The following is a 26,406-nucleotide window of genomic DNA, read 5'->3' as shown; positions in this document are numbered from 1 at the left end:
CAGGAGGACGCCGTATAACGGCGTTCGGTCCCGTCAAACGCCTGACCAGGCTCATTGCAGCGCCTGTTCAATGTCGCTGACCAAATCATCCGCGTGTTCAATACCCACGCTCAATCGTACAAGTCCGTCCGTGATACCGCTCTTCTGGCGTAACTCTGGAGGGACAGCGCTGTGGGTGGTGGTGGCGGGATGGCACGCAAGGGAATCGGTGTCTCCGACTGAGACCGCCTGCGTCACGAGCTTCAGCTTATCCAGAAAGGCGCGCGCGGCGTGGCGGCCACCCGTCATTTCGAAGGAGACGATGCCCCCGAACAACGTCATCTGGCGTGCCGCGATATCATGTCCGGGATGGTCGGGAAGACCGGGGTAGAAGACGCTTCCTACGGCGGCGTGCCCGTTCAGATATTCCGCGATCTTCTGTCCGCTCAGCGAGGCCGCCTCTACGCGCAACGGCATGGTCTTCAGGCCGCGGATAAGCAAGCTGGCATCGTGAGGGCTGAGACAGCTTCCCAGCTGCAGCATGCCCGCCTGCCTCACCTTCTGCATCGCCTCGGCCGTGCCGACGGCTATCCCGCCGGTGGCATCGCCGTGCCCGCTTATGAATTTTGTCGCGGAATGGACGACAATATCTGTTCCGAGCGACAGCGGGCGGGTCAGGCATGGCGTTGCAAACGTATTGTCCGCGACGACGACAGCACCCCCGGCATGCGCAATGCGTGATGCTGCTTCCAGATCGACAATGCCCAGAATCGGGTTCGCCGGCGTTTCGACGTAAACGACGCGGGTTTGGGGCGTCATCGCCGCGGCGAGCTCGTCGAGCCTGGCAAGCTGGACGCATCGAACACCAAATCTCGGCAATAATGATCGGATCACGCCTTCGGTGCCGCCGTAGACGGTACCGACGGAGATGATCTCATCGCCCGCCGAAAGCATGGCAAGAAGCGTGGAACTGATGGCCGCCATGCCGCTTGCGAACCCGACGGCCGCTTCGCCTCCCTCGAGCGCGGCCATCTTGGCTTCGAACACGGCAACTGTGGGATTGGCAAACCGGCTGTAGAGATAGCCGGGCTTCTCGCCGGTGAATCGATCGACCCCCGTATCGAAGTTGCCATAGGAGTAGGATGACGTCGTCACGATTGGCGGAGCGATGGCGCCGGTCGCCGGATCCGGCTTTTGGCCGCCGTGGACCGCGAGCGTCCTGATGTGGATCGGGCGACCGTTCTTGCTGGGTATCCGCATCGATTTGTCGACCTCTCAGAGAAACCCGATCGATATCCAGGGGAAGGCCGCGACCAGCAGAAGCCCGATCACAAGGGCGATCATGTAGCCGACGATCGGCTTCATGCCCTCGTCCGGATTGACGCGCCCGATCGCGCTGGCCGCATAGTAGCCGACGCCGAAGGGCGGGGCGAATCGTCGACGCCGTAGCGTTCGGCCCAGTCCGTTTAGTAGCCGCTAGTAAGTATCGACCTGGCTATCAGCCGGCAGCCCGATGAGGGGTTCAAAATCGAGTTGGGACCCGGCGGCTGGCGTCAGCGACAGGTGACTAAAAACCTCGCGCGTCGATTCTCGTACAGTCGACCAAATCGCCAGTATTTTTCGTACATTAAACTCTGATCGACCGCCTCACGCTAAGCGTCCACCTTGCCGGCGGCCAAAAACACCTGTTTTTCGGCAGGTGCCGCTGTGAGGCACAGCACAACTGCCGAAGGTGACGCAGGCGCTGTTGACCCTTTGCTGACCTTCGGCTGCCATTTCAGCGACGCCCGCTTTGCGCCCTCATGTCAGTCATTCAGCGACATTCGCAAGTCGCCCGAAAGCGATGGGTGGACGCCCCCTGACGGCATCTATGTGCCAGAGTGGAGGTGTTTCATCACCACTGGAGGAGGTGTCCGTGAGTGAGATCAGCAGAATCAGCATCGATCTGACCAAGTCGGTTTTCCAGGTTCACGGCGCGGACCGGGGCGGTAACACGATCCTGCGCAAGAAGCTGCGGTGTGACCAGGTTCTGGCGTTCTTCGCGTCGTTGCCACGGTGCGTCGTGGCGATGGAGGCTTGCGCGAGCGCGCACTACTGGGCCCGCGAGATCGCTGCTTTGGGCCACGATACGCGGCTCATCCCGCCGGCGTACGTGAAGCCGTTCGTGAAGCGGCAGAAGAACGACATGGCTGACGCCGAGGCGATCTGCGAGGCGGCGCAACGCCCGACGATGCGGTTCGTTCAGGGCAAGAGTGCAGAGGCGCAGGCATCGGCCGTGGTGTTTCGTACGCGCGACATCCTCGTGCGCCAGCGCACCCAGCTGATCAACGCCTTGCGCGGGCACCTCACCGAGTTCGGCTATGTCGTGCGGCAGGGTGTCGGACATGTCGGCAAGCTGGTCGAGATCGTCGGCGATCCCACATCAGACATCCCGGTTGAAGCGCGGCCGGTACTGGTCGTCATCGCACATGGTTTGCAGGCACTGCAGGCGCAGATCGCTCTTCTCGACCGCGAGATCGCGGCCCGGGCGAAGGCAGACCCGGTGGCGCAGCGGTTGATGACCGTCCCGGGCATTGGTCCGGTCATCGCGACGGCGCTGGTCGCACTGGCGCCAGCCGCCAGCACCTTCCGCCGCGGGCGTGACTTCGCGGCCTGGCTGGGTCTCGTCCCGCAACAGCACTCCAGCGGCGGCAAGGAGCGGCTCGGGCGAACGACCAAGATGGGGGAGCGCAGCCTGCGACGGCTTCTGATCCTAGGCGCGAGCTCGGCGACCAAGGTCGCGGCGCGCGATCCCGACAAGGCTAGCGGCTGGCTGGCCGGCATGTTGGCTCGCAAGCCGCGTATGCTGGTCACGGTCGCACTGGCCAACAAGATGGCAAGGATCGTCTGGGCGCTGATGGCGCACGGTGGATCCTACCGAGCTCCGGCCGCGGCGGCATAACAGCCACGGCTTGAGGCGTCAGGGACGCGAGGTAAGGTCAGCAGAGAGGTATGGCGCAACGGTCAGCAGGCGGGGGCGGGAAAACCAGTGAAATGTCCGGGCGCCTCGAGCGCGCAAAAGCGATCTGCACTCGATCCGCGATCTCCATACAGGCCAGCAGCCGTGATGATGCTGCATCAACAGGCCGGACACACGGAAGCACCTGAACCCGCGCAACATGCCCTCAAAAACCTCTTGCATCCAACGGGGCGTCCACACACGGACATGTCGGTAGCATCGCGATCGTATCAGTCCAGATGAGGGCAATTTCGATCGGCCTATCTTAGGCCTCGAACTGGGAAGAAGAAGGTTGACGGGAACATATCAAGAACATAACATCTGCGGCGACCCGTGGATGAGTACGGTAGACAGGGCTCCGGCTGTTGACGAGAATCACTCAGGAGCCGCATAGATGCCTGTATGCCACCGTCGCGGCCGATTAAATCAATGGTTACCTTTCAAAGGGCTATGCAGTGCTACCAGTTGTTGATCTTTTCGCCGGCGCTGGTGGATTTGGCATAGCAAGCCGGATCGCTGGCGCTGACCTTCGGCTATCAGTGGAGATCGACCCGAGGGCATGCGAAACACTGCGGTTGAACGAGGCGGACGACGGACATTTTGTACATGAGGGCAGTGTCCTAGATCTCACCGGCGAGCAATTGCGTCAAATGGCGGGCCTGAATGTGTCCGACCCACTCGTGGTGATTGGCGGTGCACCTTGCCAGCCCTTTTCTAAAAACGCCTATTGGACCGATTCAGGCGAGGACTTGCGCCTTCGCCTCGCCTTCTACCGTGGTGACGACGCGGTGTACCAGCGGCCGCCGTCGATCACGGAGCCGCGGCCCGACGATCGTCGAAATCTTCTGCTCGAGTTCGCGCGTCTCACCATCGAGGCCAAGGCTGATGGGTTCGTGCTCGAGAACGTAGCCAGCATTTTCCATCCCCGCAATCGCACGACAGTCGAGCTCTTCATCGATACGATGAAGGACGCAGGAATGAAGATTTCTATCTTCAAAGGGAACAGCGCAGAGTTCGGTGTTCCGCAGAAGCGCCAGCGCGTGTTCATCCTTGGAAGCCGGTCGCAGACGCCGGCGATGCCCGAGATTACCCATGCCGAGGAATCGTCAATCTTTCTCAAACCTTTCGTCAGCGTCGGTGAGGCGATCAGTGCCTATGCCGGCGAGGAGTTTTTCGAGCGCGAGGAGGTTGTGTCGGGTCGCTGGGCTGATCATCTCGCTGATGTACCACCGGGCTGGAACTACAAGGCCCATACGGCTTGGGCGGGTCATCCCAATCCCACGTTCGAAGCGGAAAGCCGCTTCTGGAACTTCCTTCTGAAGCTGCATCCCGAGAAGCTGTCCTGGACCGTCGCAGCATCGCCGGGTCCTTGGACAGGCCCGTTTCATTGGGAGACGCGTCGGTTGCGGACTCCCGAACTGGCTGCCATCCAGAGCTTTCCTGATGGGTATCGCTTCGCCGGAAGCCGGCGTGAGCGCGTCCGACAGATCGGTAATGCGGTCCCGCCCAAGATGGCCGCGGCGGTCATCATTAAGGTGCTTGAGGCTATCACATGACCGCCCGCCTGGCAGCGCTAACCTCGATCTCGATGTTCAGCGGGTGCGGAGGTCTCGACTACGGGCTCGAACGCTCCGGTTTCACGACCCTGGCTGCGGTCGACATGGACAAGGATTGCGTTGCCAGCTTCAAGGCGAACTTCCCCTTGGCTGATGTTCGCTGCGAGGACATCGTCAGTTGGCCCGAGAGCGACATGCACCGGTGGTTCGAGCAGTTCAAGCGTCCCGTTGCGCTGTTGGCTGCCGGCCCGCCGTGTCCTCCCTTCTCAAAGTCACGCTTCTGGCGCACTGATCTTCCCAGAGGCTTCGCGGATCCTGCAGGAGCGGGAAGCTTTCGTGCGGTGTTGGCTGCGATCCGGATGGTCCGGCCGCTTGCTTTCCTTATTGAGAACGTGAAGGGCCTCACCTACCGTGGCCACCGCTCCGCGCTGGATTCCGTCATCAAGGAAGCGGAGTCACTTGGCTACTCGGTCAACTGGACCGTCGTGAATGCTGCCAACTACGGTGTCCCGCAAATTCGCGAGCGATGCTTTGTGGTCGGACTTCTCGGCAACAAGCCCTTCGAGTTCCCGGCGCCGTCGCATGCCAAGGAGCCGGCGGAGACAGGCCTTGCGCCTTGGGTGACGGCGGGAGATGTGCTGAGCGATATCGACACAGAGGAGGCGGCCGACAACCGGGGACATACAGCCGGCGGCCGCTTCAAGCACCTCCTAGAAGAGCTGCCACCCGGCGAGAACTACCTATATTTCACGGCCGAACGCGGCTATCCAAATCCCCAATTTAAATGGCGTTCGCGCTATTGGACGTATCTGTTGAAGCTCAGTCCCGATCTTCCATCCTGGACGATTCAGGCTAAGCGCACCAATAATATGGGCCCTCTACACTGGCGCAATCGCGTTCTCAGGATGGAGGAAGTGAAGCGGCTCCAGTCGTTTCCCGATGATTTCGTGCTCTTCGGTGATGTCAACAAGAAGTGGCGCCAGCTTGGTAACGCGGTCCCGCCGGTCCTGGCGGAAGCGATCGGCCGGGCTATCGCTGCGCAGCTTCGGAGCACTTATACATGGGCGGCCAAGGTAGCTTAGAATTGGGGGGCGAAGAGAGCGACCATTCGCTCGTTCTGCCGATAGCCAACGACTTTAGTCCGGGTGCCCCCGCTAAGAATCCGATCTCCTTGCCGGTGGTGCTGAAGCTGGTCAATGATGCATCCGGTCGCGAAGCCCAAGTGGAAGCTATTCGGGTGCATTATTTTCTGGATGCGGCTGCGAAGCAACCCGATGCCAAAGGCCGGCACACGCAGCAGCGCCAGCTTGCCAGCAATGTCCTGATCGGCATGGACAGCTTCAAGGTCTACAACGAAGAGACTGAAAAGCTCACGCTGCTGGGGGAGCGGCTCCTTGTTGAGCCATTGGAAGTGGAAGCCGACCGTCTGTTCGCCAAACACATCCTGTTGGGGTTGCATGGCATCGAGATCCTTCGCATCGTGCGGGCCATGGCGTCGAGCGGACGAGCCATCAACAAGACCTCGCTCGCCGAAGAACTGAACCGCCACGGATTTGTAACCAAGGCCGGAACGCCAATTTCGACAAGCTCGAAGAACCATTTGATCTATCTGTTGTGGCTACGTAAAGCCGGCGTGCTCGCGCCGACTGGCTACGCCATAAACGAAGATGTTCTCAAGTCTCTGGTCGGTATGTCGATCGATGACGCCAACAAGGCGATTGAGCTAACTGGCCGGCAGAAGGTTTTTGCCGCCGCGCTGCGCCGGGACTTGGATGTGAATGGAGCACGTGACGTTTTCGTCAAGGATTTGCGCGCCATTTGTCAGGCCACCCATCCGAGCGTGTTCAAGCGCACCGACGATTTGCGCAAAGCCGTCATCAATCCGCTGGTCAGCGATGGTTGGCTAACGCACTCGGAGACAGCGGGTGGGCGAAGCCAAGGACGCGGGAGGGGTGGCGGGTCCGGCACCGTCCGCGCCACCGAACAACTGGCTTCGGTGGATCCCACCTATCTAGACCTGGCAAACCTGGGAGGCATCCCTGGGGAAGTACGCCGTCACCTGCAACGGCCGATCGGCCAGATCATGGATGAGCTCAAGAGCGGGGACACGGGTGTCAAAGGCCTGGCGCTCGAGACACTCGCTGTGCGTATTCTCTACGAACTCGGACTTACCCCCGTAGCTTTTCGTGAGCGCGGGACACAAAACGACGGCGCTGAAGTCGACCTGATCGCTGAAGGGGCAGACACGCATTTTCACCGCTGGATGGTCCAGTGCAAGAACATGCCCAAAGTACATGTCTCGGCCTTGGCCAAGGAAATCGGAATGGCCGTGATTTACCGGGCTCAGGTCATTCTTATCATCACAACAGGCGTATTCACTTCGACTGTTCACTTGCACGCAAGACAACTCGCTGAGACCAGTGGTCACCAAGCTATCCTGATCGACCAGGACGGCCTTGCCCTTTACCTTGCCGAAGGGGTCGCCGGCCTATTCCGCCAGTTCGAGCAGCGGGCACGTGCCATCCTTGAGTGGAAGGCTCCGCAGCGTGGCGTTCAGATTGAAGAATTGGGGTAGTTGAACCGCCCCGGATCCACCCCTAGACTTTTAGTTGCTATCACCCAAAACAGGACGCAACCTGAAACCGCTGTACCTAATGAGCTTGCGACGGTCCCTCCGACTTTCGTTGCGGTCCGTCAAGGTTCAAATTCCAAGTCGACGACGTTACGGTTTTCGAGCCTAGGCCGCTGACAACTTCGATGCCTTCATGGAAGTCTCCTGGTCCCCGACAAGGGGATCACTAGTGGAAAATTCCAGTCCCAGCCGGCCCAAGAAACCGGGAGCACGTCAAAGACGGTTCTACGACAGGTGGAAGCGCTGGCGACAAATTGGATGACTTAACATCCCATGGAGAGGAAATGATCGATCCTTGGCTTCAATACTTTAATTTCAGCGCCACGAGCGATAGCCCTATACCCACCTGTGTTTGTTCCACTGTACGGTCAGAACTGGAGAGCCCCGCACTCCGCTAATCTTCCTCGCGAGCTGCGCCAGATAGCCTGACGACGGATATACTCATACTTCGACTGGCCCTTCGAAGTTATAAAGTGACCAAGTATGGACGGCTGAAGCTTTAGCTATCGTTGTATTGAAGCCGTTTGGGAGAGAAACATGAATTGGCCACCGTCCTCATGCCACTGGAATTGAGATAGCGCATGGATGCACTTCAGTTCGCGATCGCCCGTTTTCTAGCCGCTAAGGCTCTGCAGAAACGTCGGACGACCTACCATCAGGTCGGCGAGGCAATAGGCTGGAGCCATCCGACGGGTCGTGGACTGGGACGTAATCTCGAGGTCATTCTGCACGAACTGGCGGAGCGCGGTCTGCCGCCTCTCACGACGATCCTGGTGAAGAAAGGGGAACGGTATCCGGCGGAGGACGCAATGACGTACATTCGAGGCGTGCTCGGAGCCATCGACATCGAGGCCAGCCAGCAGGACGTGTTCGCATTTGATTGGACGTCATTTCCGGAATTCGCACCACCAGCCGACACGCTGCCGGACGGACGACAGGTCTGGCTGACGTCGTTCTGGGGCTTCGATCCGGCCAACTGGGGATGCATCGGCTTTGCCGACGAGGCCCGACGGACGCGCTACCTGAAGAACTCGAAGCCGAGAACGCTGGTTGCGATCTACGTGACCAAGGGGAAAGGCCCCGAAAACATGCGCGGCAAGGTCGTCGGGTTGCTCGAGATGTCCCACGAGATAGGCCACGCGCGAGAATTCATCTCCGGGGATCGCTGGGCAGAGAAGGAGCGCGATCCCGACTCCCGCGGAAAGTGGCTTTATGCCGTGAAGGCGACCAGAGCGTGGAGGATCATTCCGGAGGATTGGCGTAGGGTCGAGGACCTGTTTCCGTTAGCCTACAACAGCGCTCACCCAGAGTTCATCGGCGCTAGCGGAGTGCTGCTCTCGATCGACGAGGTGGCAAAGCTTTACGAACTGGACGTCTACGAAGTGCCTGTCTATGGGCAGACCAACCCGGTCGACCCCACAATCCAGACCCTAGAATCCGCCCTCAGCACAAGCCGCGCCGTGAGGCCGGCCTCACGGCCGTATTGGGTCGGTGAAACGGACGGGCCGAAGCATCTCTACATCCTCCGCCTCACGGGCAACATCGCTGCCTATCTCGATCGTCGGTTGGAAGACCTCGAAGACAAGCACATCATCAAAGTCGGCTTCTCGAAGAGCCCCCAAGCGCGTCGCGATCAGATCCAAAGCGCCTACCCTAGAGGGGCTTTCAACTGGGAAGTATTAAAGCCAAACCCTCAGCCCGATACCGCGCCATATGCCAACGCAGACGTTGCGATTGCCGGCGAGGACGCCATGAAGAAGCGACTCGTCATGGATGGGGCCGAGGTGCTTGGCGGTGAGTTTTTCCTCGCGGACGAGAGCCTGATCTATCGCACCTGGGCTGCCGGCAATAACGCAGCGAAGACGGCGCAGGAATACCGCATTCCGAACACCTGACTGCCGACGAAGGGTTGTAGTTGGAACGGCGGCTTTTCGCATAAGCGAGCTAAACCGAGCCGTCTGCAGTCGGCGCCCGCGCAGTCGTACGGCATCCGGCGCCAGCCGCCGGTCGGCAAAGCCCCACAATCTAGGTCTTTCCGAAGTTGCCCTTGCCCTCCTGAAAGCCGCCGCTTACTCACACCTGCTTCGTGCCCTCATTCCGAGCGGTCAATCGGGCAGCCAACGCTCTTAAGAAGCGCCTCCGTCCATGCAACCATGACGGTTCCCCAACTACCTCGAGACCGGGACGAAGCGAACTGCTGCCGCGGCGATTGAGCGCCAAAGCTTGCCTTCGGTGGCCATGCGAACTCCGGTGCGATAGTCCGTTATCTAAAGGGAGGATCATATGGCGCAGATTCGCCACATCGGGATCAGCAACTTTCGATGCATCGAGAACCTCGACTGGTTTCCCGCCGCCGGTATTAATTGCCTGATCGGATCTGGTGATACTGGAAAGTCGTCGATCCTCGATGCCATCGATTACTGTCTCGGCGCCCGCCGCACCGTTCAATTCACCGATGCCGATTTTCACGGGCTTGAGGTAACGACGCCGATCGCGGTCGCGATCACCATCGGCGACCTGTCCGATGCACTCAAGAGTATGGATACCTATGGCCCATTCGTCCGCAGCTTCGACGCTGCCAATGGCGCGATAGATGATGAACCAGAATCCGGCAAGGAAACAGTCCTTACTGTCCAACTCACCGTCGGGAGCGATTTGGACCCGGTCTGGACGCTGATTTCCGATCGCGCCAAGGCTCAGGGGCTTTCGCGCAACCTCACCTGGGGCGATCGCACGCGCCTTTCGCCTACCCGCATCGGCGCTCTCGCCGAGCACAACCTCGCTTGGCGACGCGGATCGGTCCTCAATCGCCTAACCGATGAGAAAGCCGACACCTCCGCAGCGCTGGCCAGTGCTGCCCGCGATGCGCGGAAGGCGTTCGGAGATCTCGCGGACGCGCAACTTGGCGAAACGCTCAAACTGGTTTCTGCGACGGCGAGCGAACTCGGGATTTCCGCCGGCGATAAGCTCAAAGCGATGCTGGACGCGCATTCGGCTTCGTTCAGCGGGGGGACTGTCGCCCTCCACGGCGAGAACGGCGTGCCGCTGCGGGCGCTTGGAGTCGGATCGACACGGCTGCTCGTTGCCGGATTGCAGCGCAAGGCAGCCAAGGAATCGAGCGTCCTCCTAGTCGATGAACTCGAACATGGGCTGGAGCCGCATCGCATCATTCGCCTGCTCGGCTCAATCGGGGCCAAGGAGACGCCGCCGCCCATTCAGGCGTTTGTGACGACCCATTCGCCGGTTGCGCTGCGCGAACTTCGCGGCGACCAGCTTTGGGTGGTTCGCAAGCTGGCGGGCTCGCACAAGCTGGAGCTTGTCGGGCTGTCCGACGCGATCCAGGGCACTATTCGCGCTCATCCAGAGGCCTTTCTCTCCCGCTCGGTTCTGGTCTGCGAAGGCGCGAGCGAAGTCGGCCTTATTCGGGGCCTCGACCTGCATTTCACTGCGCAAGGCTGTACCTCTATCAATGCGGCCGGCGTCGCGCTGGTCGATGCGGGCGGCGTCAGCAAAATTTACGGCCGCGCCAATGTGCTGCGAAATCTCGGATTCCGCACGGCCTCGCTGCGCGACGACGATGTTCAACCCAATGCGATCGAGGAAGGCCTGTTCTCAGTCAATGGCTGCTCAGTCTTCAAATGGGCGCCAGGCCAAGCGCTCGAACACGCGATCTTTAATGGCGTCAGCGATCCCGCCGTTCACCGGCTGCTTGAACGCGCGGTCGAACTCCATGGCGAGGAACTGATCGGGGAGCATATCATGGCAGCGTCGAACAACACGCTGACGCTGGCGCTGTGCCGCGGCCCGGTGACACCCCAGACCCGCCAGATCCTAGCGACCGCGGCGAAATGGAAGAAGAACGCCTGGTTCAAGACCGTCACTTGGATGGAAGATGCGGCACGAGACATTATCGGTCCAGATTACCTGACCGCGAATCCGGCGTTCCAGAACGTTGTCTACGGACTCTTCCAGTGGTGCCATAATGCCTAACGTCGACCTTCTGGCGATCGATCGCGGAACGGTCACCGCACCGGCTGGATGTGGGAAGACCCATCTGATCGCGCAGGCGCTCTCGCGCCACGCGGGGTCGAAGCCGATCCTCGTCCTCACACACACCAATGCCGGTGTGGCGGCGCTACGGGCCCGGCTGGACAAGGCTGGCGTTGCATCTGGCAGCTATCGCCTTGCGACGATCGACGGCTGGTGCATGCGCTTGCTGACGCTGTTCCCAAAACGCGGGGGCCACGACCCAACCATCCTTTCGGTTACCAACCCGAAAGCGCATTATCCAGCGATCCGATACGCGGCTGCGGTGCTCCTGCGCGACGGCCATATCAACGACGTGCTGGCGGCGACCTATGACCGTCTCGTCGTTGACGAGTATCAGGACTGTTCGGAGATCCAGCACGCGATTGTCGCTTTCGCATCTCAGAGCCTGCGCACCTGTGTGCTCGGCGATCCGATGCAGGCGATCTTCGGGTTTCAAGGCAACGCACTCGCTGACTGGGATCAGCATGTCTGTGCGCATTTCCCGATCGCTGCCGAACTCACCGAACCGTGGCGCTGGATCAATGCCGGCGAGGAAGGCTTTGGTCGCTATCTCCTCGATGTTCGCCGCTCGCTCATCACCGGTCAGGGCGTCGACCTTTCGGCCGCCCCGCCAAACCTCAGCTGGGTCCATCTCGACGGCAGTGAGGATCATCTGCGACGCCTCCGGGCAGGCGCGGTGGCCGCGGCCGAAGGCGAAAAGGTGCTCATCATCGCCGATTCAAAAAGCCCGAGCGGACAACGCCAGTTCGCCAGCCAGATCCCTGGCGCTGTCACGGTCGAGAATGTCGATATGCGCGACCTCGTGACCTTTGGCGAGGGCTTTGATCTTTCGTCGGCTGGATTACTTCAGCATGTCGTGTCCTTCGCTAGCACGGTCATGACCAACACTGGTGCATCGAATTTGCTCAACAGGGTTGCAACATTGCGTGCTGAGCGCGAGCGGCGCCCTGCATCGCCTGTCGAAGCTCTTGCTGTGCAGCTTGTCGAAGCGCCCTCCTACCGCCTGGCTGCCGATCTGTTGGTCGAGATTGGACGCGAGCACGACGTTCGTACCCACCGGCCGGCGATTCTGCGCGGCGCTCTTCGCATGCTCAAAAGCTGCGGCGATTGCCCTAATGTCGCGCCCGCGGAGGCAGCGGTCCAGGAACGCGAACGGTCGCGCCTTATTGGCCGGCCGCTGGCCAAACGGACTGTCGGTAGCACCTTGCTGCTCAAGGGGCTCGAGGCCGATACCGCTGTCATTCTCGATCCAGCCGAGATGGACCGTCGGCATCTATATGTGGCAATGACGCGTGGCGCCAAAAAGCTCATCATCTGTTCGCAGACGGCCAATCTAGCTCCCGCTTGATTCCAGCCTACTCGCCGTGCGGGCCGACCACCAACCAACGGTGGGATTTCCGTCATCAACGCTCAGCTTACCCAGTGGTAAGAAAGGCACAGTTGGCGCTTGGAAGCCGACAGTCTCCTCACGGCCCCGAAACCGGCCATTCGTCGTCGCCGCAGCGAACTTCCGCTTATGGCGCAACTCGGTCGATCGATAGCTGGCTCAATGCCGTTGGTTGGTATTGTGTTTCACGCCAAACGGCTACTATTTGTAGGTTTGAAATGGCTGTGGATAACCCTCGAGGTGAACCGAACCAATGCAAAAATTTGCATTTGTTGGTATTTTTGTTGAATAATGCTTTGTGATGCGCGGTGTAAAATTGAGCCTTATCAAGTGGTTGATCGCGCAATTCGAATCCCTTCCGCGCACCATCACCCCGTCCAACGGGGTTCGATACAGTCCAACAAATACAGAAAAATCAACGGTTTTAGTGCTGCTCGGTGTCCAGCGCCGGCCGGTGATGTGCAGCCCTATCCAACATGAACGTTGGCACGGCTGACAGTATCGCGACATCGCGGTGGTGGTCTCGCCCCGTTTCCGGAGTATCGGCCGTGCCGCTTGCCGATCTCGCCTGCCGGAACACCAAGCCGGGCAAAACCCTCAAGAAACCCTCTGATGAGGAAGCTTGCAGCTGAGGCTTCAGCCCGACGGCTCGAAACTCTGGTGCCTCGCCTACCGTTTCGAGGGCAAGCAAAAGCTGGCGAAACGGCTGCGCTCAACGATCGGTGCCGTCTTTCGCTAGGGCATCGTCACGCCGTGATGCGAGGTCGATCCAACTGCGGCGCTAAAGGGCGCGTTGGCCGTGCCGATCGTCACGCCGAGGGCAGCTGTGACGGAGCCGACAAGGCTTGGCGCTTTGCTGCGGGCGATCGATAGCTTCGACGGCCAGGTGACGACACGGACGGCCTTGAAGCTGATGGTGCGGCTCTTTCCTCGCCCTGGTGAACTGTGCAGCGCCGAATGGTCGGAGTTCGACTTCGCGAAGGCCAAGTGGAACATCCCCGCGAGCCGCGGGAAAATGCGCCGCCGCGCCCCGCGTGCCGCTTCCGCCTCAGGCTATGGCCCTGCCTCACGACCTGCACCGCCTTACAGGTAGGGGTTAGCTCGTTGTCCCTTCGGTGCGCAGCGTGCTGTGACCCATCTCGGAAAACACTTTGAATGCTGTTTTGCGCCGGTTGGGTATGCGCAAGATGAAGCAACGGCCCACGGGTTCCGGGCCACAGCCTCATGGGTTGGTGTGCGTTGCATGCCGGTTTAGCGATGCCCTGGCGAGCCGCGCTGGCGTAGGAGCGCACACGCTGCATTAGCCTTGGCGCAACGAAAAGGCGTTCAGTCTCCCAGTTGATTGTCGAGCAACCAACCGCCAGAGTGAGCGTTGTCTAGCGATGGGCAACACGGCCCATCGCTCCAGTTTGGGAGGTATCGTCGATGAAAGTCTTGTCGGTACTAAGGGTCGGGCTCCTCGCATTGGCAGCGCTCATCGGCGCCGTATCGATGGCGAACGCCGCTGACGGCTCAATCAGCATCCGTATCGTGAAGGCCGGGTTCGTGGTCGGCGGATCAGCCGGAGATGGCGTGCTGACGTTTCAGGGCCGCAAATATCCACTCTCGGTCGGGGGGCTGAGTTACGGCTTCACCTTCGGCGCTTCAGAGACACGATTTCATGGAAGGGTCAAAAATATCCGACGTGCGTCTGACGTTTCTGGGGTCTATGCCCAGGGCGGTGCTGGCGCCGCCCTCGGAAAGGGCGCGCAAGTCGTCGTCCTGACTAACCAGAACGGCGCCGTTTTGGAGCTAAGCGGCGAGCAAAAGGGCGTAATCGTCAGCCTCGATTTGAGCGGCCTAGCTTTGTCGCTGAAGTGAGGATTTCCAAGGAGTATCGGCGCCCTCGATGAACGTAGCCCGCGCCTTCATCAGCCCCGGCGGCATCGCCCGCCGGTTCGGGCCGTTCTGAGCGCGCGCCGCGCCAGATGGTGAGAAAGATTGCGCAATCATTCCGTCAGGCATGCGCCAATGGTCGAAACGACCCTGTCATATAGTCAAGCGCGCTTTCGAATCCGACGGTGGTAGAATCGAGCACGGGGATATGGGTTTCATTCAGCGCTAGCCTTGTAAGCGCGTGCCCGGCGAGATTGGTGCTCCATACGAGAACAGCGTCGAGATCCGCGACCGATGCCAGCCGCATTGCGTGCACGTGAATCTCTTCGGGCGTTATCCCTGCGGCTTCAAGATTATCGCCGATGCCGAGACAGTGCCCCGCGACGATGTCGATCCCTTCGGCGCCGAAGGTCTGCTTCAACCGCACGCCTTCCCAGTCAGCCCCCTGAGCCACCAGGCCAATGCGCCGGAAGTTGCGCCGGCGAAGATAGTCCACCGTCGCGAGCGCCGTGGTGGTGCAGGGAATGCCGGTTTCCTTCTCCACAAAGGCAACCAGACGCCGATCGGGCTCGAAACCGATCAGCGCGCCACGCGTCGCGTTCCACAGGATCACATCGGGGCGCGCCTCTGCCAGCATTTCCGCCGCGCGGTGGAACGCAGGCATGTCGTAGTCATCCGGTGGATGGCCGGCATACGGCACACGAGTGAAACAGACATCGATGGCGGGCTGTTCGTCCAGAATCGATCGCGCCACTCGTTCCACAACGCGATTTGACGATGGCAGGATAATCCCGATCGCGCGCGGGAAACGCTGGGACTGGTTCACTGTTCGCGTACCACCAGTGTGCGAGCGGCGGACCAGTGCGCACTCCACGTTTCGCCGGGCTGCGGGCTCATGCGGGCGGCATCTTCGATCGGGATCGAGACCTGAAGCTCCGCCTGTCCATTGGGTTTCATCCAAACGGAGAGAACCTGCCCCTTGAACAGGCTACGTATGATCGTGCCGGTGACCATGTTGGCTGCGGCAGGCAGCTCGCCGGGTGTCAGGCGCATGCTTTCCGGGCGGATCGCCACCGCGACCCGATCCTGTATCGAGAAGTCGTTGGGAACGGTGCTTTCGAACAGATGGCCGGCGGTCGAGCGCAGCGTCATGCTTCCATCGCGCGTGTCGACGATGCTGGCCGGGATGAAGTTCGACGTGCCGATGAAATCGGCGACGAAGTGTGAGATCGGCCGCTCATAGATCGCCCGCGCATTGTCGACCTGCTCGATGCGCCCGCCGCGCATCACCGCGATCTGATCGGCGAGGATCAGAGCCTCCTCCTGATCATGGGTGACGAGGATGGTGGTCAGGCCGAGTTCGTTGCAGAGCTGGCGCAGCTCGATCTGCATTTCTTCGCGCAACTTCTTGTCGAGCGCGCCGAACGGCTCGTCGAGCAGGAGGACGCGGGGGCGGTAGGCAATGGCGCGGGCCATGGCGACGCGCTGCTGCTGCCCGCCGGACAGCGCCGCCGGCATGCGGTCCTCGAAGCCGGAAAGCCGCACGAGGGCCAGCGCCTCCTTGGCGCGTCGCACCGTGTCGCCCTTCGGGACGCCGCGCATGGCGAGACCGAAGGCGACGTTTTCCAGTACGTTAAGATGCGGGAACAGCGCGTAGTTCTGGAACAGCATGCCGAGGTTGCGCTTGTGCACCGGCTGGCCGGTCACGGAGACACCGTCGATGAGGATGTCTCCGGCGGAGGGCTGGACGAGGCCCGCGACCATGCGCAGCGTCGTGGTCTTGCCGCAGCCCGAAGGGCCGAGCAAAGCGAGGATGCTGCCGCTCGCGGCGGTGAGGTTGACGTTCCGCACGACCTGGGTGTCGCCATAGGACCGGCTGATGCCGGCGAGGCGGACTTCGCCGCCCCCCGAAGCGCTTGTTGTTGCCATGTCGATCTCCTGACGAGGGGCCTGTCGCTCAGACGGCGAAGATGCCGTTGAGCTTCTCGGTCCAGCCCGATCGACGGGCGTTGATGTATTCCCAATCCGGCGTGAACAGGCCGCGCTTGTCCATCTCCTCGACCGGATAGGCGATGTATTTCAGCGTCTCTGGCGAGAACTCGATGCCGGAGACCGGCGGGGCGGTATAGGCATATTCGGAGAACGCCTTCTGCACGGCGGGCTCCAGCATCCGGTTCATGAAGGCCACGGCGAGGTCGCGGTTCGGCCCGCCCTTCACCAGCACCTGGCAGTTGTTGCCGGCGAAGGAGCCTTCCTTCGGGAAGCTCATTGTCACCGGCGCGCCCTTGGCGGTGTAGGGATAGATGTACTTCGACAGTTCCAGCAGGCCGATATCGGCCTGGCCCTGCGCCACCTCATTCGCGGCCTGCGGGCCGTTGTCGAAGAGGTTCATGATGTTGGGCTTGAGCTCGGCGACCTTGTCGAAGCTGTCATCGACGAGGTACTGCGCCTCGGCGAACGGCTTGCCCGACTTCACCGCCGCCGCGACGATGAGGAAGAAGACGGAAGGTGTGTTCTTCGGGCTGACGAGTTTCAGCTTGCCGGCGAATTCCGGCTTCCACAGCTCGGCATAGCTATCCGGCGGGGTGATCGAGGTGTTGTTGAACATGCTGGCCACCGAGATCGCCAGCGCGGTGCCCCAGCCATCGAAACCGAAGCGCGGATAGAGCTTGGCGAGCGCCGGCATATCGCCCGCCGGCAGCTGCTCGATCAGCCCCTCCGCCTTGCAGATCGGGATTGCGACGTCGTCGATGAACATGACGGAGAATTTCGGGTTGGCCTTGGTGGCCCGCATCTTGCCGACATTGGCGAGGGTGAAGCCCTCCTCCGCCGTGACCTTGGCGCCGAAATCCTTCTCGAAGGCCGGGATGATGTTCTTCTTCACGAACTCGCCCTGCGAGCCGCCCCAGATGCCGATCTGGATTTCCTTGCCCTGCGCCCAGCCATTGCGGACGTACCCCATGGGCGCCAGCGCACCGGCGCCGAGGACAAGCTTGCCGAACGTACGACGCGAAATCTGTGTCATGACCTGTTCCCCAATTCTGATTTGATGTGAGCCGGCGTCAGCTCGCGAGGCGCGCAAGGCTGAGCCCGAAGACCTTTTCGATGACGAGCACGAGGAGGAGCGCGAAGAAGATCATCAGCGAGGCGATGGCCGCGATCGACGGATCGAAAGAGCGCTCGATGACCGTGTAGAGATAAAGCGGCACCGGGAAGTGGTTGCCGTCGGCAAGCCACATCGAGACCGGGTAGTCGTCGAAGGAGACGATGAAGCAGAAGGTGCCCCCGGCGAGGATGCCCGGCCGCACCTGCGGCCAGATCACCTTTGTCGCCACCACATGGGGCGGGGCGCCGAGCACGGCGGCGGCGTCCTCGAGGTTGCGGTTGACCAGCAGGAGGCTCGCAGAGACCGAGCGGATCACGTAGGGCAGGCACACCACGGTGTGGCCGATGACGAGTTGCATCAGCGTGGCGCGCCATCCCATCAGCGCGAAGACCTGCAGCAGCGCGACGCCGGTAACGATGAGCGGCACGATCAGCGGCGAGAGGATGAGGCCGAGCACCGCGTCCTGTCCGGGAACCTTGTAGCGCGTCAGCCCCGCCGCGCAGGGTATCCCCAGCAGCAGCGACACGGCGGTGACGATGGTCGCGAGTTCCAGCGAGAACAGGAAGCTGCCACGCGCTTCCGGATTGGCGAGCACTTCGCCGTACCATTTCAGCGTGAAGCCCTGCGGCGGGAACACGATGTAGGGCGTGTCGGAAATCGACATCAGCACCGGCACGAGCAGCGGTGCCACGACCAGAGCGAGGATGACGCCGACGGTGATCTTGAGGGGCAGGCTGACGGTCTCGTTCATCGTGCGGTCTCCGTCACCTGGCGCCGGCCGTCCAGCGCGCGAAGCGCCGGCTGACGAGCTTGAGGAAAATGAGGTTGGAGGCGAGCACGAGGGCGATCAGCAGTGTCGAGATCGCCGCCCCGAAGGGCCAGTCGTTCAAGGTAAGCATCTGCTGTTCGATCAAGGTGCCGAGCAGCGGCGAGAAATTGCCGCCGAGGATCTGCGGGGTGACATAGGCCGCCGCGCTGAGCGAGAACACGAGCGAGGCACCGACCGCGAGGCCTGGCAGGCTGAGAGGCAGGATGACGCGCCCCAGCACCGCCAGCCGTGTGGCACCAGCTACCCGCGCCGCCTCCTCGACCGAGCGGTCGATCCGGCCGATGGCGCCCGCGATCGGCATCACCATGAATGGCAGGTAGACGTGCACGCAGGCGATCAGCACCGCCCATTCTGTATAGAGCAGCACCGGCGGGTTACTGATGCCAACCATCTTGAGGACCCAGGCAAGGGCGCCGGTCTTGTTGAGGATGGTCTGCCAGCCATAGGAGCGCACCACCACGTTCACCAGCAGCGGTGCGAGAATGGTGATGGTGACCAGTCGGGCGAGCGTGGGGCCTCCCCGCGCGATGGCGATGGCCAGCGGATAGGCGAACAGCGCTGCGAACAGGCTGGTGAGCAGGGCGATCCGGACCGTGCGCAACAGGATGCGGAAGTAGAGGTCCGAGGAGAACAGCCGGACATAGTTTTCCAGCGTGAAGCCCTCAACGCTCACGCCCTCGACGACGCGGCTTGTCAGGCTGAGATGGACCATCGTCAGCACCGGCCCCACGAACCAGACGGCGATAAAGAGCACGGCCGGCGCCACCAGGAGATATCCCGCCATACGGGTGCCGGTGGCGAGCTCCCAAACCTTCGCCGTGTGCCGCGCGAAGGCTCCCGCCTTTGCGTTTGCTGTCAGCTTCGTCACATGTGGGGGGATGCGCTCGGGCAAGTCGATGCTCTCGGTACGGCTCATCGGCGTTTCCCGTTGCGGGCGGGTGGATGTCACGCGGCGGACTGCTGCTCCGTCATGCAAGTCAGGTTCCGTCAATCGGCCATTGCCGTCCAGCGCAGATTGAGCAACAATTCGTTCGAATAATTAGGATGCTCGGATGGCTCGCGCCTTTCTCGTTCCCGCGTCTCTGCGCTACCTCGATCAGGTGGCGCGCTCGGGGTCGATCCAGAAGGCGGCGAAAGAGCTGAACATTGCGGCCTCGGCGATCGACCGGCAGATCCTGCTGCTTGAGCAGGAACTCGACGTCGAACTGTTCGAACGGCTGCCGCGCGGCATGCGCCTTACCGCTGCCGGAGATGCGCTGGTGACGCTCGCCCGGCGCTGGCGCGGCGACGAACGCCGCGTGGCGGCGGAGATCAAACAGCTTCAGGGCGTCGATCAGGGCCATGTCCGGCTGGTGGCAATGGACAGCCACGCCAACGGCTTTCTCCCGCGCTTCGTCGAGCGCCTCGCTGCCGAGCAACCTCGCATCTCACTGGAGGTGGAGATCGCCAGCCCCGACGATGCGGTGACCGCGCTGCTCGGCGGAAGTGCCGATATCGCGGCGATCTTCAATCTCACGCCGCGCCGCGACGTCCATGTCCACTGGAGCGCCGAACTGCCCTTCGGCTGTGTGGTCGCTCCAAACCATCCGCTGGCGAAGGCAGACACGGTGAGCCTTCAGGAAGTGGTGGCCCACCCCATCGCGCTACAGAGCAAGGCGCTGATGATCCGGCGCTATCTCGACGCGCGCTATGGCTGGCTGTTTGCGGATCCGCAGAAGGCGCTGGTGACCAATTCGCTCCAACTGGTCAAGCAACTCGCGCGAGGTGGACGCTACGTCGCCTTTACTTCCGAGCTCGACGCGGCATCCGAGCTGGCGGCTGGCCAGCTCAGATTCCTGCCGGTCCGTGACAAGAGCGTCGAACCGCAGAGCGTGTCCATCGCCATCGATGCGAAGAAGCCGCTTTCACGCATCGGCGGGATTATCATGAATTTGCTGACATCAGAAATACAGTCGTCGTTGCAGAGCGCCCGGACGGCTGATACCAGCCGCGTCAGCAATGTACGAGACGAGCGAATATCCGCTTCTTGACTGGCGGTCTGCGTCAGCTTTTGACGCTGTGCAGTCGGTCAATAGCTGGCTCAATGCTCGCGCATGACGCTACTTTTCAAACCCGAAGGCTGCTGATTAACGGCCCTCGAAACCGCTGTGGGCAACCTTCAAGGTGAACCGAGCCAACGCAAAAATTTGCGTCTGTTGGTATTTTTGTTGAATAACACTGAGTGGTTTGCGGCACGATATTAAACGCTATCAATACTTTGATCGCGCAATTCGGACTACTCCGCGCGTCTGGCGACGGCGCATGCGGCCTGCGACCCAGCGCTGAAGAACGTCCGGATCGGCGGATCAGCAGATACAGGACAGGACCGCTTCATGCGGTGCCGTGCTGGTGGTTCGGGATCCGGCTAGGCCGAAAGCGAGCGGGATTTCGCGGCCTCGCCGGATGACTGCCCCGGCCGCAGGTTCCGCGCGCGGACCTTGAGCGTGCTCAATTCTTCCAGATGCGTCTTCATGAACTCCGCCGCTTCGACACGTTTGCCGGCCAGCAGCAGGTCGATCAGTTGGAGATGCTCCTGGCACCGAACTCGGGCGCTGTCGCGTTCGAGCATCTGCCGGTAGTCGATCAGGCGACGGAGCCGGTCGATGCGCTTCAGCGCGTCGATGAAGAAGCTGTTGCGGCTGCATTCGATGATCGTCTCGTGCAAGCCGCTGTTGAGCTCGAAGAGACGCGCATTCGAGACTTCGAATATCGCGCCATCGACCAGCCATTGCTGCTGATCGCGGCAATGCTCCAGCGCCGGCCGGTTCAGCACGAAACCCGGCTCCAGAATGGCGGCCGGCTCGATGAGCAGGCGGAACCGGTAGCTGTCCTCATAGGCCTGCAGCGAGGTCAGCACCGGCAGGAATTCCCAGCCGTGGCCGGGCAGGCGCTCGATCCATCCCTCGTTCGCCATGCGCCGCAGAATGTGCGTCAGCCGCCCGCGCGTGAGCTTGTAGCGCCGCAGCAGCTCGTTCTCGGTGATGCGGTCGGGAAGACGGCCGGAGACGCGGTCATCGGCGATGTCGAGATAGATCTGGTCGTCCTCATAGCTCGGCACGTGGTCGAGGCCGCGGAACGCCTCCGCATCGGGCTGGGCGATGACGAAGCCGCCGCCCTCGCCCGGACGGACAATCCCCGATTGCTCCAGCAGCTTCAGCGCCGCCCGCACCGGCGAGCGCGACACCCGGAACAGCTCCCCGAGCCGCCGCTCGGCGAGGCGCTCGCCTTCGCCGAGGCGCTCGGCGCGAATGTGGTCGGCGATCTGCGCCGCCAGTTGCTGGGTCAGGGGGGTGGTCTGCATCGCCGGGAACATCCTCTCGCCCCCCTTTCTGGCACAGCCGGCCGGCAGCACAAACTGCGTTTGGTACTTTGGCATTGCAAAATGCCGATATGGTCTCTATAAGGCATTTTAACGCGACAAAAAACCAATATGGAAACAGCCTGGGAGGAAGACGGCCGTGCAGGTGATCGTTTTGCCGGGAGATGGAATCGGGCTGGAAATCACCGCCGCGACGTTGCGCGCGCTTGGTGTCGTCAACGAGCGCCACGGCGCCGACATCCGCTGGACGGAAATCGACATCGGCCTGAAGGCGCTGCGCGAGCAGGGCACCACCTTGCCGGAGGGAGTTCTCGACGCCGCCCGCGCGGCCGATGGCGTGCTGCTCGGCCCGGTGTCGCACTACGAATATCCGGCGCGGCAGCAGGGCGGCATCAACCCGTCGGGCGAGCTGCGCACGCGCCTCGAACTGTTCGCCAATATCCGCCCCTGCCGGTCGCTGAGCGACCTCAGCATCCTGCGCCGGCCGATGGATCTCGTCATCGTGCGGGAGAACACCGAGGGCTTCTATTCCGACCGCAACATGTTCGCCGGCACTGGCGAGTTCATGCCGGACCCGGACATGGCGCTGTCGGTACGCAAGATCACCGCGCGCGCCTCGCAGCAGGTCGCGCGGGCGGCCTTCGAGCTGGCCCGCACCCGCCGGAAGAAGGTGACGGCGGTCCACAAGGCCAATGTGCTGAAGCTTTCCGACGGTCTGTTCCTGCGCGAGGTGCGCAAGGTGGCCGCCGATTATCCGGACGTCACGCTGGAAGAGCTGATCGTCGACGCCACCGCCGCCCATCTCATCCGCACGCCGGATCGCTTCGACGTCATCGTCACCAGCAACATGTTCGGCGACATATTGTCGGACGAGGCGTCGGAACTGTGCGGCAGCCTCGGGCTCGGCGGCTCGATCAGCGTCGGCGACGGCATCTGCGTCGCCCAGGCCCAGCACGGCTCGGCCCCCGACATCGCCGGGCGCAACATCGCCAATCCGTCCTCGCTCATGCTGTCCGCCGCCATGCTGCTGGACTGGCGCGGGCAGCGGGATGGCAACCGGACGCTGGTCGCGGCGGCGGTGGCGCTCGAACAGGCCGTCGGGTCGGTGCTGGGCAACCCCGCGACGCGCACCGCCGATCTCGGTGGCGCGCTTTCCACCGAGGCCTTCACCGATGCGGTGTGCGAGGCGATCGCGCGCCAGCCGGCCGCCGGCCGGGCGGCGTGACTTCCACCACCCAAGCGAACGGTTCCATCATGCTCGTATCCGTCAATCCCGCCGACGGCGCAGAACTGGCGCGCTTCCCGCTCCACACCGAGCGCGAGGTGGATGCCGCGCTTGCCGACGCCGCCTCGGCGCAGGCCACTTGGCGGCGGGTGCCGATCACTGAGCGTGTCGAGCTGCTACGGCGCATGGCCTCCGTGCTGCGCGCCGGCAAGGCGGGCTATGCCCGGCTGATCACCGAGGAGATGGGCAAGCCGCTCGCGGAAGCCGAGGGCGAGATCGAGAAGTGCGCCTGGAATTGCGACTTCTATGCCGACCAGGCCCCGGCTTTCCTCGCGGATGAGATCATCGCTTCCTCGGCCTCGCACAGCGCCGTGGTGTTCGATCCGCTCGGCGTGGTGCTCGCCATCATGCCGTGGAACTACCCGTTCTGGCAGTTCTTCCGCTTCGCCGCCCCGGCCCTCGCCGCCGGCAACGGCGCCCTCCTCAAGCACGCCAATAACGTGCCGCGCTGCGCGCTGGCCATCGAGGACGTCATGCGCGCGGCGGGATGCCCGACTGGGCTGTTCCGCACGCTGCTCATCGATGCCGGCTCGGTCGCCGGGATCATCGCCGATGACCGCATCGCGGCGGTGACGCTGACCGGCTCGACCGAGGTCGGTGCCATCGTCGCGGCGCAGGCCGGCAAGGCGCTGAAGAAGCAGGTGCTGGAGCTCGGCGGCTCGGATCCGTTCATCGTGCTCGCCGATGCCGATGTCGAGGCGGCGGCGATGGCTGCGGTGAAGGCGCGCTACGTCAATGTCGGCCAGAGCTGCGTGAACGCCAAGCGCTTCATCGTCGACAATCGGGTGGCCGAGCGCTTCGTCGAGGCGTTCTGCCGGCACGCCGCCGCGCTGAAGATGGGCGATCCGCTGCAACAGGGCGTGTCGATCGGGCCGATGGCGCGCGCCAATCTGCGGGCGACGCTGCACGACCAGGTGGAGCGCAGCCTCGCCGCCGGCGCCGTGCTGAAGATGGGCGGCGCGATCGTCGAGGGACCGGGCTTCTTCTACCCCGCCACCGTGCTCGACCATGTGACGCCGGACATGGCGGCGTTCCGCGAGGAGACCTTCGGTCCCGTCGCCGCCATCATCCGCGTCGACGGGGCGGACGAGGCCGTAGCCCTCGCCAACGATACCGAGTTCGGGCTCGGCGCGGCCTTGTGGACCGCCGATGTCGAGGCGGCCACGCGGCTGGCGCGGCGGATCGATGCCGGCGCGGTGTTCGTCAACGGCATCGTGGCGTCCGATCCGCGGCTGCCCTTCGGCGGCATCAAGCGCTCCGGCTATGGCCGCGAGCTCGGCTCCTACGGCATCCGCGAATTCGTGAACCTCAAGACCCTCTGGGTCGGTCCCGTGAAGGCAGCCTGACCATGACCGAGAACACCCCCACCGGCGCCGTGCTGCGCCCGTCCGAGATCGTGCCGCGCGAGCGCGGCGGCGGTGCGCGCACCATCCCGCTGGTCACCCGCCGCGTCGGCTCGACCAGCCTGATCAACGGCATCACGTCGTTCGAAGGCGGCGCGGAGATCCCGGTCCACATCCATAATTGCGAAGAAAGCGTGATGGTGCTGGAGGGGCACGCCATCGCCACCCTCGACGGTGTCGAGCACCGTCTCGGTCCGCAGGAAACCACCTGGATCGCGGCCAATGTGCCGCACAATTTCCGCAACGCCTCGGCGACCGAGCCGATGAAGATCTTCTGGACCTACGCGTCGGTCAACGCCACCCGCACCATCGTCGCCACCGGCGACACGCGGAGCATCGACGCCGAACACGGCGCCCGCTAGGCGCCGGCCGAAGGAGGCCGGCCACCGGCTCTCCCAATAAAAATACGCCAATCCAGACAAGCAGATATTCCCAGGGAGGGAAGAATGATCCAGATCAATCGCCGCCAGTTCTCCGTTCTCGCCGCCGGTGCCGTCGCGACGCTGACCACTGGCGCCTCGCCACTCCTCGCCAATGAGGTGAAGGGGCTCGAACTCCTCGCCCCGAGCGCGCCGGGCAGCGGCTATGACCAGCTCGCCCGCACCATGCAGGCGGTGCTGCAGGAGAAGCGCCTGGCCTCTAGCGTGCAGGTGCAGAACGTCGCCGGCGGCGGCGGCACCGTCGGCCTGTCGCAGTTCATCACCAGCCGCAAGCGCGCGCCCAGCATCCTGGTGTTCGGCTTCGCGCTGATGGGCGGCATCATCACCACCAAATCGGCGGTGACGCTGGATCAGGTGGTGCCGCTGGCCCGGCTGATGGGCGAGGCGAACGTCATCGTCGTGCCGGCCAGCTCCGACATCAAGACGATGGCCGATCTCGTCGCCAAGCTGAAGGCCAATCCGCAGGCGGTGTCCTGGGCCGGCGGCTCCATCGGCGGCATCGACCATGTGATGGTCGGTCTGATCGCCAAGACCGTCGGCGTCGACCCGACCAAGGTCAACTATGTCGTGCATGCCGGCGGCGGCGAGGTGCTGGCCTCCACGCTGGGCGGCCATGCGACGGTGGGGATCAGCGGCTTCGAGGAATTCCGCAGCCAGATCGAGGCCGGCAAGCTGCGCGCGCTGGCGATCTCCTCCGGCGAGCGCATGCCGGGCGTCGATGTCCCGACCCTCAAGGAAGGTGGCGTCGATCTCGCCATCATGAACTGGCGCGGCCTCGCCGTGCACGCCTCCACCTCCGAAGAGGAGAAGAAAGCGCTCGCCGAGATGATCGCCGCCATGGCCAAGACCGAGGAATGGAAGGCGGCGCTGCAGAAGCGCGGCTGGCTCGACACCTATCTGCCGCCGGCCGGCTTCGCCAGCTTCCTCAAGGAGGAGCAGGTACGCGTCGCCACGGCGCTGAAAGACGTCGGCCTCTCCCAGTGACCGGTGGCTGACAGGGAGCGACGGCGATGACGATGGATAAGGGCCTGCGCCTCGGTGAGGTCGCCTTTGGCCTGGCGGTGCTGGCGCTCGGCGTCTTCATCGCCTTCGAAACCTGGACAATGCCGGTGGTGGGGGCGGCGACGACCGTCGGCCCCCGCCTGTTCCCCGGCCTTGTCGCGGCGGGACTGATCCTGGTCGGCCTGTGGCTGCAGGTCGAGGCGATCACCACTGGCCCGGTGGAGGCGGACGGCATCGAGATCGACTGGCCCGCCTTCTCGCTGGTGGCGAGCGGCCTGCTGCTGCAGATCGTGCTGCTCGAAACCCTCGGCTGGATCGTCGCCGGCACGCTGCTGTTCGTCATGACGGCGCGGGCCTTCGGCAGCCGCCGCTATGGCACGAACATTCTGATCGGCCTCATGCTGACCGGCCTCACCCTGCTGGTGTTCGACCTTGGGCTGGACCTCGAACTGCCCGTCGGCTCGCTGTTCGAGCCGTTGCTCGACGCCCTGCAAAAGTAGATCACC

22 protein-coding genes and 1 pseudogene are annotated in these 26,406 nt (G+C 62.8%); 14 read left to right on the top strand and 9 right to left on the bottom strand.

Going from position 1 to position 26,406, the window contains the following annotated elements:
- Nucleotides 1-51: 51 nt before the first annotated feature.
- Together LGR54_RS01625 and LGR54_RS01620 are read right to left on the bottom strand one after the other, a co-directional pair.
- Nucleotides 52-1,239 carry a PLP-dependent aspartate aminotransferase family protein gene (locus LGR54_RS01625; RefSeq protein ID WP_230360240.1) on the bottom strand — a complete coding sequence of 396 codons (1,188 nt, stop codon included), beginning with the start codon at nt 1,237-1,239 and terminating at the stop codon, nt 52-54.
- Nucleotides 1,240-1,254: 15 nt separating this feature from the next.
- A pseudogene (locus LGR54_RS01620) lies at nt 1,255-1,413 on the bottom strand (TRAP transporter large permease subunit); the annotation flags it as partial.
- 436 nt (nt 1,414-1,849) lie between these two features.
- Here LGR54_RS01620 and LGR54_RS01615 point away from each other — a divergent pair.
- The 7 genes from LGR54_RS01615 to LGR54_RS01585 all read left to right on the top strand — a co-directional run bounded on the left by LGR54_RS01615 (nt 1,850) and on the right by LGR54_RS01585 (nt 12,563).
- On the top strand, nt 1,850-2,920 hold the full coding sequence (locus LGR54_RS01615) for an IS110 family transposase (RefSeq protein WP_255607143.1): 1,071 nt from the start codon (nt 1,850-1,852) through the stop codon (nt 2,918-2,920).
- Between the two features lie 512 nt (nt 2,921-3,432).
- Nucleotides 3,433-4,533, top strand: a complete 1,101-nt coding sequence (locus LGR54_RS01610; RefSeq protein WP_230360238.1) for a DNA cytosine methyltransferase — start codon at nt 3,433-3,435, stop codon at nt 4,531-4,533.
- A complete protein-coding gene (locus LGR54_RS01605) occupies nt 4,530-5,615 on the top strand; it encodes a DNA cytosine methyltransferase (protein ID WP_230360237.1) in 1,086 nt (361 codons plus the stop codon). Before LGR54_RS01610 ends, LGR54_RS01605 begins: the two co-directional genes overlap by 4 nt.
- Complete coding sequence (locus LGR54_RS01600) at nt 5,594-7,108, top strand: restriction endonuclease (RefSeq protein ID WP_230360236.1); 1,515 nt, start codon at nt 5,594-5,596, stop codon at nt 7,106-7,108. Before LGR54_RS01605 ends, LGR54_RS01600 begins: the two co-directional genes overlap by 22 nt.
- 638 nt (nt 7,109-7,746) lie before the next feature.
- Nucleotides 7,747-9,060 carry a hypothetical protein gene (locus LGR54_RS01595; protein ID WP_230360235.1) on the top strand — a complete coding sequence of 438 codons (1,314 nt, stop codon included), beginning with the start codon at nt 7,747-7,749 and terminating at the stop codon, nt 9,058-9,060.
- Nucleotides 9,061-9,448: 388 nt separating this feature from the next.
- Nucleotides 9,449-11,155 (top strand): ATP-dependent endonuclease, encoded by a 1,707-nt coding sequence (locus tag LGR54_RS01590; RefSeq protein ID WP_230360234.1) that lies wholly within the window; start codon nt 9,449-9,451, stop codon nt 11,153-11,155.
- The gene (locus tag LGR54_RS01585) at nt 11,148-12,563 is read left to right on the top strand and encodes a UvrD-helicase domain-containing protein (protein ID WP_230360233.1); all 1,416 of its coding nucleotides are present in this window, start codon (nt 11,148-11,150) and stop codon (nt 12,561-12,563) included. The genes LGR54_RS01590 and LGR54_RS01585 overlap by 8 nt, the downstream gene beginning before the upstream one ends.
- Nucleotides 12,564-13,337: 774 nt before the next feature.
- On the opposite strand, the gene LGR54_RS01580 is transcribed toward LGR54_RS01585, so the two are convergent.
- Complete coding sequence (locus LGR54_RS01580) at nt 13,338-13,589, bottom strand: hypothetical protein (RefSeq protein ID WP_230360232.1); 252 nt, start codon at nt 13,587-13,589, stop codon at nt 13,338-13,340.
- A gap of 438 nt (nt 13,590-14,027) precedes the next feature.
- On the opposite strand from LGR54_RS01580, the gene LGR54_RS01575 reads away from it, so the two are divergent.
- Entirely contained in the window at nt 14,028-14,462 is a 435-nt protein-coding gene (locus LGR54_RS01575; RefSeq protein WP_230360231.1) for a hypothetical protein, read from the top strand.
- A 136-nt stretch (nt 14,463-14,598) separates the two neighbouring features.
- On the opposite strand, the gene LGR54_RS01570 is transcribed toward LGR54_RS01575, so the two are convergent.
- The 5 genes from LGR54_RS01570 to LGR54_RS01550 are packed head-to-tail and all read right to left on the bottom strand — an operon-like array spanning nt 14,599 to nt 19,328.
- On the bottom strand, nt 14,599-15,303 hold the full coding sequence (locus tag LGR54_RS01570) for a hypothetical protein (protein ID WP_230360230.1): 705 nt from the start codon (nt 15,301-15,303) through the stop codon (nt 14,599-14,601).
- Nucleotides 15,300-16,406: an ABC transporter ATP-binding protein gene (locus LGR54_RS01565; RefSeq protein WP_230360229.1), complete on the bottom strand. Its 1,107-nt coding sequence runs from the start codon at nt 16,404-16,406 to the stop codon at nt 15,300-15,302. Before LGR54_RS01565 ends, LGR54_RS01570 begins: the two co-directional genes overlap by 4 nt.
- 28 nt (nt 16,407-16,434) lie before the next feature.
- On the bottom strand, nt 16,435-17,502 hold the full coding sequence (locus LGR54_RS01560; protein ID WP_230360228.1) for an extracellular solute-binding protein: 1,068 nt from the start codon (nt 17,500-17,502) through the stop codon (nt 16,435-16,437).
- A 37-nt stretch (nt 17,503-17,539) separates the two neighbouring features.
- A complete protein-coding gene (locus tag LGR54_RS01555; RefSeq protein WP_230360227.1) occupies nt 17,540-18,334 on the bottom strand; it encodes an ABC transporter permease in 795 nt (264 codons plus the stop codon).
- Between the two features lie 13 nt (nt 18,335-18,347).
- On the bottom strand, nt 18,348-19,328 hold the full coding sequence (locus LGR54_RS01550; RefSeq protein WP_230360226.1) for an ABC transporter permease: 981 nt from the start codon (nt 19,326-19,328) through the stop codon (nt 18,348-18,350).
- 136 nt (nt 19,329-19,464) lie between these two features.
- Here LGR54_RS01550 and LGR54_RS01545 point away from each other — a divergent pair, with 136 nt between their 5' ends.
- Entirely contained in the window at nt 19,465-20,442 is a 978-nt protein-coding gene (locus LGR54_RS01545) for a LysR family transcriptional regulator (protein WP_230360225.1), read from the top strand.
- Nucleotides 20,443-20,816: 374 nt separating this feature from the next.
- On the opposite strand, the gene LGR54_RS01540 is transcribed toward LGR54_RS01545, so the two are convergent.
- Nucleotides 20,817-21,752, bottom strand: a complete 936-nt coding sequence (locus LGR54_RS01540) for a GntR family transcriptional regulator (protein WP_230360224.1) — start codon at nt 21,750-21,752, stop codon at nt 20,817-20,819.
- A gap of 157 nt (nt 21,753-21,909) precedes the next feature.
- On the opposite strand from LGR54_RS01540, the gene LGR54_RS01535 reads away from it, so the two are divergent.
- The 5 genes from LGR54_RS01535 to LGR54_RS01515 all read left to right on the top strand — a co-directional run bounded on the left by LGR54_RS01535 (nt 21,910) and on the right by LGR54_RS01515 (nt 26,400).
- Nucleotides 21,910-22,995, top strand: coding sequence for an isocitrate/isopropylmalate dehydrogenase family protein (locus LGR54_RS01535; RefSeq protein WP_230360223.1), 1,086 nt, complete (start codon nt 21,910-21,912; stop codon nt 22,993-22,995).
- A 29-nt stretch (nt 22,996-23,024) separates the two neighbouring features.
- Complete coding sequence (locus LGR54_RS01530) at nt 23,025-24,401, top strand: NAD-dependent succinate-semialdehyde dehydrogenase (protein WP_230360222.1); 1,377 nt, start codon at nt 23,025-23,027, stop codon at nt 24,399-24,401.
- Nucleotides 24,402-24,403: 2 nt separating this feature from the next.
- On the top strand, nt 24,404-24,820 hold the full coding sequence (locus LGR54_RS01525; protein WP_230360221.1) for a cupin domain-containing protein: 417 nt from the start codon (nt 24,404-24,406) through the stop codon (nt 24,818-24,820).
- An 84-nt stretch (nt 24,821-24,904) separates the two neighbouring features.
- Nucleotides 24,905-25,882: a tripartite tricarboxylate transporter substrate binding protein gene (locus LGR54_RS01520; RefSeq protein WP_230360220.1), complete on the top strand. Its 978-nt coding sequence runs from the start codon at nt 24,905-24,907 to the stop codon at nt 25,880-25,882.
- A gap of 26 nt (nt 25,883-25,908) precedes the next feature.
- A complete protein-coding gene (locus LGR54_RS01515; RefSeq protein ID WP_230360219.1) occupies nt 25,909-26,400 on the top strand; it encodes a tripartite tricarboxylate transporter TctB family protein in 492 nt (163 codons plus the stop codon).
- The last annotated feature ends 6 nt before the right edge of the window (nt 26,401-26,406 follow it).

The organism is Ancylobacter sp. Lp-2 (genome assembly GCF_020523795.1).
Classification (GTDB): Bacteria; Pseudomonadota; Alphaproteobacteria; order Rhizobiales; family Xanthobacteraceae; genus Ancylobacter.
The sequence above is the reverse complement of the archived record's forward strand: the minus strand, read 5'-3'. Positions and strand labels throughout refer to the sequence as shown.